General features: G+C 46.3%; 12 protein-coding genes. 6 read left to right on the top strand and 6 right to left on the bottom strand.

What is annotated here, in order from left to right; all coding sequences use genetic code 11:
- The 5 genes from dltA to lepA all read left to right on the top strand — a co-directional run bounded on the left by dltA (position 1) and on the right by lepA (position 6,244).
- Positions 1 to 1,527 (top strand): D-alanine--poly(phosphoribitol) ligase subunit DltA, encoded by a 1,527-nt coding sequence (gene dltA, locus D1831_RS03530; protein ID WP_125071551.1) that lies wholly within the window; start codon positions 1 to 3, stop codon positions 1,525 to 1,527.
- On the top strand, positions 1,524 to 2,741 hold the full coding sequence (gene dltB / locus D1831_RS03525) for a D-alanyl-lipoteichoic acid biosynthesis protein DltB (RefSeq protein WP_125071550.1): 1,218 nt from the start codon (positions 1,524 to 1,526) through the stop codon (positions 2,739 to 2,741). Before dltA ends, dltB begins: the two co-directional genes overlap by 4 nt.
- A gap of 25 nt (positions 2,742 to 2,766) precedes the next feature.
- Positions 2,767 to 3,003 carry a D-alanine--poly(phosphoribitol) ligase subunit DltC gene (gene dltC, locus D1831_RS03520; protein WP_057707272.1) on the top strand — a complete coding sequence of 79 codons (237 nt, stop codon included), beginning with the start codon at positions 2,767 to 2,769 and terminating at the stop codon, positions 3,001 to 3,003.
- Entirely contained in the window at positions 3,000 to 4,286 is a 1,287-nt protein-coding gene (gene dltD / locus D1831_RS03515) for a D-alanyl-lipoteichoic acid biosynthesis protein DltD (RefSeq protein WP_125071549.1), read from the top strand. Before dltC ends, dltD begins: the two co-directional genes overlap by 4 nt.
- A 122-nt stretch (positions 4,287 to 4,408) precedes the next feature.
- Entirely contained in the window at positions 4,409 to 6,244 is a 1,836-nt protein-coding gene (lepA, locus tag D1831_RS03510) for a translation elongation factor 4 (protein WP_125071548.1), read from the top strand.
- A gap of 115 nt (positions 6,245 to 6,359) precedes the next feature.
- Here lepA and D1831_RS03505 read toward each other — a convergent pair whose 3' ends face one another.
- From D1831_RS03505 to D1831_RS03480, 6 genes are all read right to left on the bottom strand, one after another.
- Positions 6,360 to 7,514 (bottom strand): tyrosine-type recombinase/integrase, encoded by a 1,155-nt coding sequence (locus D1831_RS03505; RefSeq protein ID WP_125071547.1) that lies wholly within the window; start codon positions 7,512 to 7,514, stop codon positions 6,360 to 6,362.
- A 113-nt stretch (positions 7,515 to 7,627) separates the two neighbouring features.
- Positions 7,628 to 8,533 (bottom strand): hypothetical protein, encoded by a 906-nt coding sequence (locus tag D1831_RS03500; RefSeq protein ID WP_125071546.1) that lies wholly within the window; start codon positions 8,531 to 8,533, stop codon positions 7,628 to 7,630.
- A 95-nt stretch (positions 8,534 to 8,628) separates the two neighbouring features.
- On the bottom strand, positions 8,629 to 9,207 hold the full coding sequence (locus D1831_RS03495) for a hypothetical protein (RefSeq protein ID WP_125071545.1): 579 nt from the start codon (positions 9,205 to 9,207) through the stop codon (positions 8,629 to 8,631).
- A gap of 283 nt (positions 9,208 to 9,490) precedes the next feature.
- Positions 9,491 to 11,842 (bottom strand): HAD-IC family P-type ATPase, encoded by a 2,352-nt coding sequence (locus tag D1831_RS03490; RefSeq protein ID WP_158610635.1) that lies wholly within the window; start codon positions 11,840 to 11,842, stop codon positions 9,491 to 9,493.
- Between the two features lie 40 nt (positions 11,843 to 11,882).
- Positions 11,883 to 12,899: a glycosyltransferase family 2 protein gene (locus tag D1831_RS03485; protein ID WP_125071543.1), complete on the bottom strand. Its 1,017-nt coding sequence runs from the start codon at positions 12,897 to 12,899 to the stop codon at positions 11,883 to 11,885.
- A gap of 809 nt (positions 12,900 to 13,708) precedes the next feature.
- The gene (locus D1831_RS03480) at positions 13,709 to 13,999 is read right to left on the bottom strand and encodes a hypothetical protein (RefSeq protein ID WP_125071542.1); all 291 of its coding nucleotides are present in this window, start codon (positions 13,997 to 13,999) and stop codon (positions 13,709 to 13,711) included.
- A gap of 250 nt (positions 14,000 to 14,249) precedes the next feature.
- Here D1831_RS03480 and D1831_RS14590 point away from each other — a divergent pair, with 250 nt between their 5' ends.
- Positions 14,250 to 14,534, top strand: coding sequence for a hypothetical protein (locus D1831_RS14590; RefSeq protein WP_125071541.1), 285 nt, complete (start codon positions 14,250 to 14,252; stop codon positions 14,532 to 14,534).
- The last annotated feature ends 249 nt before the right edge of the window (positions 14,535 to 14,783 follow it).

Genomic DNA, 14,783 nt, shown 5'->3' with positions numbered 1-14,783 from the left:
ATGATTAAAGATATCATCAAAACAATCGATGATTATGCACGGACACAACCATCTAAGGTGGTTTACGACGTGCAGGGTGTTCAGCACACTTATGCTGACTTAAAAGCTTATTCAGACGCGCTAGCAGCGCACTTAGACACGCTAGATTTACCGGCTAAGGCACCAATCATTGTGTTTGGGGGTCAAACCTTTGAAATGATTGCGACGTTCCTGGGCGTGGTCAAGTCTGGTCGGGCCTACATTCCAATCGACACGCATTCGCCAAACGAACGCCTGACGATGATCAATGAAATTGCGCAACCGGCCGCGGCCATTGCGGTCGTTGACCTGCCAACTGGCGTGGGAACGACTCCGGTCATTACGCCGGATCAGTTGATGACGATCTTTAACACGCCGGTTGACTACCAGGCGGACCACGCGGCGGAAGGTGACGATGATTACTACATTATTTTCACTTCCGGAACGACCGGGAAGCCGAAGGGTGTGGAAATCAGTCACGCTAACCTATTAAGTTACGTAAACTGGATGCTGGGTGACGATTTTGGGCTACCAAAGCAACCTAATTCACTCTCACAACCACCGTATTCCTTTGACTTATCCGTCATGGACCTTTACCCGACGTTAGCCATGGGTGGGACACTCTACGCGTTACCAAAAGCGGTAACCGACGATTTTAAACAATTGTTCGCCGCGTTGCCAACCTTACCGATCAACGTGTGGGTTTCGACCCCGTCCTTTATGGACATCTGCTTATTGGAACCGAAGTTTGACGCCGAACATTTACCGAGCTTAACGCACTTCTTATTCTGTGGGGAAGAGTTGACCCATAAAACGGCGGCAACGCTGAAGCAACGTTTCCCAGACGCCCGCATCTTTAATACGTACGGTCCCACCGAAACTTGCGTGGCCGTTACCCAAGTTGAAATTACCACCGCCGCGTTGGCGAAGTTTGACCGGTTACCCATTGGTTATGCTAAGGCCGACACCAAGATGATGGTCGTGGACGAAGCTGGCAAAGAGGTTGCTAACGGTACCGAGGGTGAATTGATTATCTCCGGACCAAGCGTTTCAAAGGGCTACTTGCATAACCCCGAGAAGACGGCCAAGGCTTTCTTTACGTTAGACGGTCAGCGGGCCTACCATTCCGGTGATATTGGGACGATGGACGCGGACGGGTTATTCCGGTACCGTGGCCGGGTCGATTTCCAAATCAAAATGAACGGTTACCGAATTGAATTAGAAGAAGTTGACCACTTCTTAGGCTCCCAGCAGCACATTAAACAGGCTGTGGCGGTACCAAAGTATAATAAAGAGCATAAAGTGACACAAATGATTGCCTACGTCGTGCCGAAGCCGAACGATTTTGAAAGTGACTTCGCCCTCACTAAGGCCATCAAGAAGGACTTGCAGGGAATGATGATGGAATACATGATTCCCCAACGGTTCGTTTACAAAGAGAGCTTGCCATTAACGCCTAACGGTAAAATTGATGTCAAGTCGATCATTAAAGAGGTTAACCCAGAATGATGTCTTTTGACCCATACGGTAACCCAACGTACTTTGTACTGCTCTTTATTGCGTTGTTACCGTTGATGATTGGTTTACTCTACGGTCGGCGATCGCACGTTTATGAATCAATCATCTCATTCGTGTTCCTATTGCTAACCTTCGGGGGTGTCAAGTGGCATACCGGGATCGCATTGATCTGCTACTTGATTTACCAGATCACGTTGGTGTGGCTGTATTCCAAGTATCGCCAGCGACCGGATTCACCCAATAAGGGTTGGGTCTTTGTCGTGAGTGTCATTTTGGCGATTGCGCCGTTGGCCGTGGTTAAAATTACGCCGGCGGTCAGCCACGGAGCCAGCTCGATCATTGGCTTCTTAGGGATTTCCTACCTGACTTTTAAAGTGGTTCAAACCATCATGGAAACGCGTGATGGTGTGATCAAAGAGTTCCACCCGGTACTGTTTGGTCAGTTCTTACTGTTTTTCCCAACCATTTCATCCGGGCCCATCGACCGCTACCGGCGTTTCGTTAAAGACTACGATAGTGTGCCGACCCGTGAAAAGTACTTGGGCTTAGTTGAGAAGGGTGTGCGCTACATTTTCTTGGGGTTCTTTTACAAGTTTATCTTGGCGTACATTTTTGGGACGCGGATGTTACCCGTTGTGGAACACGCCGCACTGCAGGCTCACGGCACGGTTTCGTGGGCGCTGCTAGGTGTGATGTACGTTTACAGTATGGACCTGTTCTTTGACTTTGCCGGCTACAGTTTGTTCGCCGTCGGGGTCAGTTATTTAATGGGGGTTGAAACGCCAATGAACTTCAACCAACCCTTTAAGTCTAAGAACATTAAGGATTTCTGGAATCGCTGGCACATGACGCTGTCATTCTGGTTCCGGGACTTTATCTACATGCGGATGGTATTCTTTGCCATGAAGCATAAGATCTTCAAGAGCCGGATCACGACGGCCAACGTCTGTTACGTGATCAACATGCTGATTATGGGGTTCTGGCACGGGGAAACGTGGTACTACATCGTTTACGGTCTTTTCCATGGGTTTGCCATGGTGATCAACGATGCCTGGCTACGCTACAAGAAGAAGCACAAGGAACAGATTCCGTCCAATAAGTTTACGGAATACTTTGCCATCTTCTTAACGTTTAACGTGGTTTGCTTTAGTTTCCTGATTTTCTCAGGATTCCTGGACACGTTATTCTTCGCGCCCCGGCCATAAAATTTAATTAAGGGAGTAATTTACCATGGATGATACAAAAGCAACGGTCTTATCAATCTTACAAGATTTAACTGGTGAAGACGTGTCCGGCAACATGGACACCAACTTATTTGACGAAGGAATCCTCGATTCAATGGGTTCCGTTCAACTCTTATTGGAATTACAAAATCAATTAGGTATTGAAGTGCCGGTCTCAGAATTCGAACGGTCAGAATGGGACACACCGGCTAAAATTGTTGCTAAGGTCGAGAGTATGCAATGAGTGTTTCCAAACGCCTTTTTAAGATTTTTGGGCCAATTATTTTGGCGGCAATCTTATTACTGGCCGTTCTGTTATCACCGTTCTCATTCGGATTAAACCACGTGTCCAAGGATACCGAAGAAAAGGCGGCGGTCTCGTTATCCGCTAACGTTTTGAAGGGCCGACAAATCAAACGTCAGTCCCTGGAAGACGGTTACGTGCCGTTCTTTGGTTCCTCCGAATGGTCCCGGTTCGACCCGATGCACCCGTCCGTATTGGCAGAAAAGTATCACCGTAATTACCGGCCGTTCTTGCTGGGATCACGGGGAACCCAATCTTTGACGCAGTACTTCGTGATGCAATCGGTAAAAAAACAGATTACAAATAAGAAGGCCGTCTTCGTAATTTCGCCCCAGTGGTTTGTTCCCCAGGGGACGCGGAAAGACGCGTTTGCTTACTACTATTCACCACTTCAAACGACCGACTGGTTACAAACGGAGAAAAATACTGAGATGGACCGTTACGCGGCCAAACGTTTGTTACAAATGCCTTCCGGTTCGTCCGATAAGACTTTAGCGGATGCTCTGGCGCGCGTAGCCGCTGGGTTTAGACCCACAAGTGCGCAAATGGCCTACATCAACTACAAGGCGCGGGTGTTAGGTAGTGAAGATGAATTCTTCTCCCGGTTCGGGATTGCAAGTAAAAACTTGAATACCGTTAATCAGCAGGCACAACAATTGCCGTCTACTTATAACTACAATAAGCTAGATGCTTTAGCCGGCAAGATTGGGAAAGCCCAAACCACTTCCAACAGCTTAGAGATCAGTAATCAATTTTGGAAGACCCAGTTAAAACGTAATTATAAGCGTTTAAAGGGGTCGCAAACGCATTTGAACTACACGAAGTCGCCCGAATTTGCCGATTTCCAGTTAGTCTTAAACCAGTTTGCCCAGACGCATACCGACGTCCTATTCATCATTCCACCAATCAACCAACGGTGGTCGGACTACACCGGGTTGTCAATGGACATGATCGCTAAGTTTGATCAGAAGATCCGTTACCAATTAACCAGCCAAGGATTTAACAACATTGTTGACCTAACGCAGGACGGTAACCAGGATTACTTCATGACCGATACGATTCACTTAGGCTGGCGTGGGTGGTTAGCGGTTGATCAAAAGGTCAACCCGTTCTTAAGCAAGGCCAACACCACTAAGCCGAAGTACAAGATCAACGATAAATTCTATTCGACCAAGTGGCAACAGTTGGATCCGGATGAATTAGGTTCGTTTGAAACTAAATAGTAACCATCAATCGCACTGGCCACTGGTCGGTGCGATTTTGGGTTTAACGGATAAATTGTGATTCGGCGCTTTAGTTGGTATAATTGTAAGGATTAGGAATTAGGAAGAAAGTAGGAAAATCAATGGATAAAGCGACAATGCAGGATCGACAAAAACACATCCGTAATTTTTCAATCGTCGCCCATATTGATCATGGTAAATCAACATTGGCGGATCGGATTCTTGAATTAACGGATACCATCTCTAAACGTGAAATGCAGGACCAAGTGCTGGACTCAATGGATCTGGAACGGGAACGTGGAATCACCATTAAGTTAAACGCGGTTGAATTGCATTACCAGGCCAAGGACGGGGAAACCTATATTTTTCACTTGATCGATACGCCTGGACACGTCGACTTTACGTACGAAGTGTCTAGAAGTTTAGCGGCTTGTGAAGGGGCCGTGTTGGTCGTGGACGCGGCGCAGGGGGTTGAAGCCCAAACCTTAGCGAACGTTTATTTAGCGATTGACGATGACTTGGAAATTGTCCCGGTTATTAACAAGATTGACTTGCCGTCCGCGGAACCCGAAAAGGTCCGTAAAGAAATTGAGGACGACATTGGCATCGACGCTTCCGACGCCGTGTTGGCTTCCGCTAAGGCCGGTATTGGGATCGAAGAACTACTGGAACAAATCGTTCACAAGGTACCGGCACCGCAGGGTGATTTAGACGCACCGTTGAAGGCCTTAGTCTTTGACTCGGTCTACGATGATTATCGCGGTGTGGTTTTAAGTGTTCGGATTCACGAGGGCATTGTCCGCCCCGGTGATAAGATTCGGTTAATGAACAGTGGCAGTGAGTACGAAGTGACCGAAGTGGGAGTCAACTCACCCAAACCGTTGTCTCGCGACTTTTTAATGGCCGGTGACGTTGGTTACATTACCGCCAGCATCAAGGACATTCAGGATACCCGGGTCGGGGATACCGTGACTAACGCGGACCGGCCGGCGGAGAAAGCCTTGTCCGGTTACCGGGAAATGAACCCGATGGTCTACGCCGGAATCTACCCAACCGATAACGCCAAGTTCACGGATCTACGGGAAGCTTTGGAAAAATTAAAGCTCAACGACGCCGCCCTTGAATTTGAGGCCGAATCTTCCCAAGCGCTGGGATTTGGCTTCCGTTGTGGGTTCTTAGGATTACTACACATGGACGTGATTCAGGAACGGCTCGAACGGGAGTTCAACCTTGACTTGATTACGACCGCGCCGTCGGTCACTTACCACGTCATGATGACCGATGGGAGTGAAAAGGACGTTGAGAACCCGGCCGAAATGCCGGAAGCGTCGTCCATCAAAGAAATCCGTGAACCGTACGTGAAGGCGCAGATCATGGTGCCAAACGAATACGTTGGGGCCGTCATGGAACTGGCTCAGCGTAAACGGGGCGAGTTTGACACGATGGAATACTTGGATAATAACCGGGTCAACGTGATTTACTACCTTCCGTTATCCGAAATTATCTTTGATTTCTTCGATAAGTTGAAGTCCAACACTCGCGGTTACGCGTCACTCGATTACGATATCGATGGTTACCGGGCAAGTGACTTAGTCAAAATCGACATCCTCTTAAACGGGGACCAGGTCGACGCGTTGAGTTTCATTGCGCACCGGGACTTCGCGGCGGCCCGTGGTCGGGAGATTGCTTCCAAGTTGAAGACCATTATTCCCCGGCAAAACTTTGAAATTCCCGTCCAAGCCACGATTGGTTCGAAGGTCATTGCCCGGACGAACATCAAGGCTTACCGGAAGGACGTTACCGCCCACTTATACGGTGGTGACCGAACTCGGCGGATGAAGCTGTTAGAGAAACAAAAGGCCGGTAAAAAACGGATGAAGGCGGTCGGTCGGGTTGAGATCCCGCAAGAAGCGTTTATGGCCGTTTTAAAAACCGACGAAGAAGAAAAGCCGTCGTAATAGGGTTCCGCGCAAGCGGAGCTCTTTTATTTTGCCAATTTGCCAACATTTTGCCAACATTGAACCTGAATTGTTGGCAAATAATACATATTTCAAATATTTGTCTATCATCTTTTTAACCGTTATTTTTAAGCATATTTTCGAAGATGTCGACGGTGTCCCGCTTCATTTTCTTAGTGACGTGGGAGTAGGTATCAAGTGTCGTGGAAATTCGCGAGTGGCCTAACCGCTGCTGAATTTCCTTATACTTAGCCCCGTTTTCAAGTAGCATGGTTGCGTGTGTGTGCCGTAAAGAATGAAAGTTGAACGGGAAGTCCAATTTATCGGATAACTTTCCGGTGTAGTATTTAATCACGTTCGGGGTGATGGGCTTACCGTTTGCCTTAGTGCAGACGAACGCACTGTCGTAATAATAGGGGCCATATTTAACCTTGTTTTCTTTCTGATACGTGTGGAATCGCTTCAGGGTGGTTAATAATGTGGATCCAACCGCAATGGTTCGATAGCTGGCCTTGGTCTTGGGTGAAGTAATGTCAAACGTATTCTTTTTCATGATCATCTGTTTGTTGACCGTGAGGGTCTTATTGTCAAAGTCAATATTATCCCAGGTAAGCCCGGACACTTCACCGCGACGAAGACCAGTATTAAAGCTGATGATCAATGGTAAATAAAGTGGATTGGATTCGGGAACTAATTTCAGGATAGTTTTGAACTGATCCATTGTAATAATCTTTAACTTGTCCCGGGCGGCCTGCGCGGTGATTTCATCATCATTGTTATTGGTTGGTTTTACAACGTAGTTAGCAGGGTTCTCTCGAATCAGTTGATAGGGGAAAACTGCCATTTTAAAGCCTTTGCGCAATACAGAAACGATGATCTCAATGGTGTGCTTTGAAAGTTTATCAGTTGGCAGCTCATTGATAAATTTTTGAATGGCCGCGGGTCCGATTGACTTCATGCGATACATGCCAATCCCAGGTTTTATATAGTTGTTGATGATGTTTCGATAATTAGTTTGAGTGTTATATTTTAGTGTTTTTACAACGAAGTTCTCATGCCAATAATCGAAGTAGTCGGCAACGCTCATCTCTGTAAGATTGGTAGCTACACCGCCGCGCTCAAATTCATCAATAGCCTTGTGTAAAGCGCGCTCAGCCTCATCACGGGTGCTACCACCGACGTGCTCAATTCGTTGCCGTTTTCCGTCAATGGTTGGGCCTTCATAAGCGTAATACCAACGGTTACCACGTCTACGTACTGATCCTCTCATAGAATTACTTCCTTTCTAATTTAGTTATAGCAGGGTATTGCATACAACACCAAACGTATGTTCTTTTAACGATCTAAATAAAAGCCCGATTAGGGGCGGATTATAAATTTATTTTAATAATCCCGTATCCAAGCGCCGTTCTTCTTAGTCCAGGTATCGGTGGCTAATGAACCGCCTTTAGTACGAACTGATTTAAACCAATACTTTGCCTTAGACGTCTTATCACCGTGTTTTATTACAATTTTTGATTTTGAACTAGGTGAATAGGGCGAGTATATGATTTTGCCTTCACGCCAGGAATTGTAGGTCTGGATTCCTGGTGTATCCTTGGCAAAGTAGGCTTTGCCATTTACGCGAACACGGTCATAGTTGTCGTCTTTTTTATCCCAACGCGCGGAATATTTTTTATAAAGACTGCTGATGGTAATGGTTGAGCCTTGTTTTTTCTTTGCGTTCGCAAGACTAGTGTAAAGTGTCATCGGACCATAATCAGCCTGTAAGTACGCTGTCCGATACTTGGAGTGTGAAAAGTCGTTACTTTTAGCCGTTTTAAACGGAACAACGGGTTGCTTAGCAATTTTTTTAGTTTTGTAATAGTACTTAGTAGGGCCACCAACATCTTCGGCGGTAGCAGGACGACTGGCGCGTAACGTTGCATGACCATTGTGCATGACTTTTTTCCAAAGTGGTCCGCCATCAGTGCCAAATTTTCCGACAAGGTATGCTCCATGATACTTTTTAGTAGCCATTTGTGGATACCCAAAGTTGCCTTTAGGGAACTTTTTACCGGATAACTTATGCCAACTAACGCCGGTAGCTCCGCGAGTATAAAAGTGGTATTTAGTTGCTTTCACCTGGTCATATAATCCGTAGGTAGAATTATAGTGATACCAATGACCCCGAAGTGAAGTAGGGACCGTAGTAGCGTGATGCTTAGCGCTAGCAGTTGTTTCGTAAGTTAACATTGTAATACCTAGTGTTGCGGTTACTACCGCTAGCCAATTAATACTCTTTTTCATTTGTAACTCCTCCAATTATTCCCATTCCCCAATAAGAATGATCCCTCATAATACGCCTAACTCGTACTGACCATTTTGTTGAGCAAGTATGAGTTTTAATCCAAACCTGCATCTTCCAATTGGCCTTGAACCCAAGCGTCTGGAGTACCATCAGGATTGGCTCCCGGTGCATGATTTGTTCCAGGCATGTTGGACTGACGTGTGCGGTATTTAGTTGATGATTGGGTCTGGCTGGATTGACGCGGCGTAGCATTGGTTTGACTAGTGGATTTTGTACTAGATTGTTGAGTTGTTGACTGTTGCGCATTATTTTGCTGTGTCTGTGCACTTTGGCTAGCGGCAACAGAACTAGAGTAGGCCGCTGCGTTGGACGAAGAAACGGATTGAGAGTAGGCAACGGACCGTGAAATTGAAATGCTGGAAGCTTTTTCTTTACTTTCAGAAGATGCCTTTGCTCTACTCTCGGACTCTGCCTTTACTTTACTTACCGAAATGGCTTTGGCTTTGCTTTCAGATTTGGCCCGCTTTTTAGATGACTCTTTGGCTCGTTTCTTCTTGGCAACCAAACTGCTACTATTCGTTTTAGATTCCGTGTTTTGTTTAGAGCCATTTCCACAACCCACCAATAAAAACAGCGATGCGACAACAGCAGCCCCCGCGATTACCTTTTTCATAGAAAACTCCTCCAGTTAGAAAAAAGTCCCCACTTTTTTAATAACATTTATTTAATGATTCCCGATTTAAAACCTAACGCCCGTCTTTTAACGACTTCCGGAGGTCGTAGTTAATCAGACTTTTACACTTAACCCGAAGATTGTTGTTATAGGCTATGAAATTTATAAGTAATCTAAAATAGTTTGATAACTATTTAAAACAATCTCATGTTATTATACCAAAAAAGCTCACCATAATATTTATAATATTATGACAAGCATCTTTTTAATAAAACTGTGTAAACTATGATTTCATCCACGGTAACCACGGTCGTAACCCGCGTAGCAGCCAGTAAAAAGCTTGGCTGGCTAACAGGGTGACGCCGACGGTCCAGAAGAAGTTATTAAGTGATAAAAATTGGAGACTGATAACGCCTTGCAAAATGAACGAGCCCCCGAAAAACGCAATCACGGACGATGCGAGTAGTACCGTCCGGAAGGCGTTGAAGGGGTAGCAGGCTTTGGCCAACGCGTACAGGGTGACCCAACCAGTGTAGAAGAACATTAAACTAGTGGTTTGAGTACTGCTAATACCAGTCCACTGCGCAACGCCGTACGTGATGACGAGGCCAACCGTAATCATGATGGCGAAGTTGATGGCCCGTTTTAACGCCCAGATAATGGAACGGTTGCCCAGTTTGTGGTTGTTGACCTCGAACTGGAGGAAGAAGGTTGGGTAGCCTTCGACCAGCGCGTCGATCATTGAAATCTGGATCGGTAAAAACGGAAACGGCATGTTGATCAGTAGGCAAAAAATTGACAGGGCGATTGAATACAAACACTTTACAAAGAAAATGCTCCCGACCCGCGTCAAGTTATTAATCACGCGCCGGCCTTCCTTGATGATGTGTGGTAACACCTTAAAGTTTGAATCCAGTAAAACGACCTGGGCAACGTGTTTGGCGGCGGAACTGCCACTATTCATGGCAATGCTGCCAGCAGCTTCCTTAAGTGCTAACACGTCATTGACCCCGTCACCCACCATCGTGACCTTGTGGCCCTGAGACTGCATGGCTTGGATCAACCGTTTCTTCTGGGAAGGAGTGGCCCGGCCAAAAATCGCGTATTTGGTGGCCACCGCTTCCAACTCCGCTTCACTCGTAATCTGGGACATGTCAACGTACTCTTGGTACTGCTGAATACCCGCCTGCTTAGCAATTTGCGAGACGGCAATCGGGTTATCGCCCGAAATAATCTTAACGGCGATGTCTTCACTGTCGAAGTAGGCGAAGGTGTCGGCTACGTCCTTACGAATAATGTCTTCCAAAACGAGGGCGGCTACGATGCGGTTATTCGGTAACTGGTTATTTGCCGGCGTCGTTTCGGCGTACGCCATGCAGAGTACCCGTTTGCCAGCTTTTTCCGCCGTTGTCACTTCTGGCGGTAATTGGTCTAAATGGTGTTGTACCAGTACTTCCGGCGCTCCAAAAATTAGAGTACCGTTACCCCTGAACGTGACCGAACTCCATTTTCGTTCCGAGGAAAACGGGGTGGTGGCGGTGACCGTTAAGTTGGGGTCAGAAGCGGCCCCAAAGTATTGGTGCAGCGCGGTAAAGGTGGCGTTGTTATCCTCGGTGGCTGCCAAAAAGGCCTGGATGCCAGTCGTTAAATCAAACGGCAAGCTGGCATCCACGACGGTCATTGATTGTACCGAGATGCGTCCCTCGGTGATCGTACCGGTTTTGTCCAAACAAACGATGTCGGTACGGGCTAAGTTTTCTAACGAGTACAAGTTTTGGACTAAGACTTTGCGCTGGGATAGCAACACCTGACCAGAGATGAACGAGACACTGATCAATAATTCCATCCCCATGGGAAGAATGCCTAATAGGGCGGTCGCGGTACTAACCACGGTGTAGGTGGTCGTTTGATCCCGTAGAAAGAGGGCCTCTAAAACTAATAAAATTCCGATTGGAAAGACGAGGTAACTGGTGATCCGAATGATTTTACGTATGGTACGCATAATTTCAGAAGCCACCCCGTCACTTTTTTGCGCCGTAATCGAAATGCCAGCCACAAAACTATCCTTACCAACTTTGGTGGCCTGGGTCAATGCCTTACCACTGACCACAAAACTGCCAGATAATAAATCGTCGCCGGGATGTTTCATGATGGGATCGGCTTCACCGGTAAGAAGGGATTCGTTCACTTCCACGTTGCCGGTGAGGACGGTGGCGTCGGCGATAATTTGATTACCGGCCGTGAGCTGAATCACGTCGTCTAATACGACGTCGGTGAACTGAATTTCTGAAAACTGCCCGTCACGCAAAACGACCGTCGTTTTATTGGATAAAATTGATAACTCGTCAATTAATTTTTTGGCGTGCAACTCTTGGTGGATGTCGATTACCAGGTTGATCGTGATAATAACCAGGTAGAGTAAGTTGGTATACGCTCGGACGCTGATCAGCCCGACGGCGACAATCAGGTAAAACAGGTTGATCCAGCTAAACAGGTTTCGTTTAATAATGGCAGCGGTCGTCGGGGTCTCGGGACTATTATAGCGGTTGACTTGACCGCGGTTGACCCGATTTTGAACCTCGGCCGTGCTGAGTCCCGTTTGGGAAATGGACGATTGCTGAGAATTAGCTTCCAATATAGTTAACACCTCCGAGCTAGTTCAATTGAACGACATTTTACTGGAATTTTACCAGCAAGCGGGAAGTCCGGTAACCCGCTACGGTCAGAAAACGACCGAGTTTGGTGGGAATGTAGGTCCAAGCACTGACGGAGTGCAGGCGTAAGCGCCAGTATAGTCGTTTGTCCAGTTTTTTAACGTATTGCCACATGTCGTGCCGTTTTTCTAAAGCCTCTTCGGTCCCCATCAGGAGTAAATGTACGGATGAAACGGCTAACATGACGGAGACACTCCGCACGAGGTAGGTCCGTAATTTGGGAGACGGGTTGTCGTTATGCTGCGTACAGTCCGCCACCAGTTTCGTGACCCGAATTTGTTGGTCGATCCGACTGATCATGACGTCTTCACTGATGGACTGGTCCGCGCGGCCGATAAAGTAGCGGTACAGGTCTAAATCTAAGTAGCAAATCTTATGGACAAGTGGTAATGGTTTGTCGGCAAACAGGTTGTCCACGTAAAAGGTGTGTTCGGGCAGTTGTACGCCGCTGCGCCGTAAAATATTGGTTTTAAAAATCAGCGAATGCATGATGAGATACTGGGTCACACCGAAACGCTTGGTGTCATCCCAACCACAAATTTGATCGGTTGGGAAAACGTGGCGGTAGTTAACGACAAAGCTCTTATGTTGGTAAAAGTTTTCGTAAACGTAGTTGCAAACGAGCATGTCCACGTTTTGACCGTGCTTATCCCAGCTCTCAAGGTGGTCCAGTACGGATTGAAGGGCCTTTTCATCCAACCAGTCGTCGGAATCAACAACTTTGAAGTATTTTCCGCTGGCGTGGGCGAGCCCGTTGTTAACGGCACCCCCGTGGCCGGCGTTTTTTTGGTGAATCGCTTTCACAATATTTGGATACTGGGCCGCGTAATTATCGGCAATCGTGGCGGTTTGATCAGTCGATCCGTCGTCAATGATTAGAATTTCGACCCTGTCACCACCCTTGAGCAATGAATCCACGCAGCGCTGAAGGTAATCCTCGGAGTTGTAGCTCGGAATGGCAAACGTTAGGTACTTCATGGCTAATGTCCTCTCTGTGTTCAATAATAGGAAATTGGTTTGGCTAATTTATCAAATGTAACGTCGATACGTTAAGTACACCCTTTCCATTATATATGAAATTACGTATAAATATTATTAAACAATGATAAATACTTGAAAAAAGAACCCACTCCGTAATAAAAAGGCGTTTCCGATTGCCGGAAACGCAGTGGTCAGACTTAATTTAAATGACGGGGTTCGTTTCGACAAACGTAATCGCGTCAAGTCGGACTAAGTACCGTGAGGAGCTACTAGAAGATTCGCATTCAGCCGTTGCAGCATCCACGGGAGTGATTGTGCGAATATCCAGTGATTGGCCGGTCACGAGGTGCAGGTCACGGATAGGTTGTGATTTAAAGCTTGCGTTGCGTAAGTTAACAATGTTGTCATCTCCATTCACTATATTATGACACAAGGTGAGTGTGATGGTGCAACGGGCCCCCTTTGACGGGTACATTGATAGTTTAATTGACAACTTGTAAATACATAACTGGTAAAGAACGGTTGAACGATGACGGTTATTAAGGAGAGTATGAAATGGACTTTGTTTTTGATATTGATGGGACCCTTAGTTTTAACGACACGCTGAGCATAGTGGGGAGGGCAATTTCGACATCACGGCGTTTGGGTCACCAGTCAACCCGGACTAGCTGTTTCGGCTGATGCGCAAACGTGCGCGGCAAACCCGGCAGCGTTAGCTAAGTGTTTGGCAACGTGGGCCTAAAAAAGCAGTTACCCGCATGGTGGGCAACTGCTGACGGTGGATCATTTAAATCGCGGGTGGCATTTTAGCCCCAGACGTTTTCCATGTGCGGCAACTGTAAGAGGCCGTCGGTGGCGGGGGCGGTAGTCCCAATTGTCTTGAGGTGCCACGTGCCGGTATCATCTTTTTCGGCCACGACTTTTTTACGTTTGCCCTCGGCGTTTTTATAAAAACAATTTTCGTGATCAGCACCGATTTCACGTGCTAATATTTGGTTGGGTGTGATGTAACCGTCGTTTGTTTGAAACTTTTCAATTTGATCCACGCTGGATAGCGTTTCGTGACCGCGACGATAAATTTTTTCAATTAAAATCATGTTTAAGTTCCCCCTGAGTATTAACCTGACACCGTGGTAATCTTAACATACATCACTGGAGTTTTGCATCCGGTAACGTAACTTTAGTAAATCTTCAAGCTTTAGCTGCGGCTTTGTTGCTTATCTGGCCGTCTATTGGTACAATATATGTTTAAAATCTGGTATAATTAACTCAGATATGAATAAAATGTTCGTAAGGAATTAATTTATCATTTAATCAATTTCACGTTGTGAAGGAGAGATCACCGACATGTTAAAACGCACGAAACAGTTTCTGCGATCGCAGCATTATGAGTACGATAAAACATATATCCGACCGCTGATGGTGCCAGACAGCGTTTACGTGTTGAAATTCGGTAAGGACCATCGGAATAATCGCGTGGTCGTAAAGTATAGTCATACTTGGACAGGTCGCGTCAAAATCAATGAGATCGCCGTGCGACTGCATAAGCAGAAACACCCACGAATTTTTAAGCACGAAGCGGATATGGTCAAGTATTTAAATAAACATTTATCTAAACGGACGCCTGATTAGGGGCTCTTGGGGTAAGTGTCGTTATCTTTGTAAAAGTGATGCTATTTTAGGATAGCATCATTTTTTATGGCTTGGTTTTAGAATTAATCATTGGACGGCGAGCTTTGTTTAAGAATTAGCACACTGGTTAACGTGTAAAATAGTTGAACCCATATAAAAATAACTGGGCTTATTAATAAAATTGTGCTATACTAATTTAAGTTTTAGGGGATTAGACGTAGACAAATCACGCGAACGCTGGAGTTAGTG

This window comes from Lactiplantibacillus garii, from assembly GCF_003885105.1.
Lineage (GTDB): Bacteria > Bacillota > Bacilli > Lactobacillales > Lactobacillaceae > Lactiplantibacillus > Lactiplantibacillus garii.
Note: the sequence above shows the minus strand (reverse complement) of the source record. Positions and strands in the feature narration are given on the sequence as shown.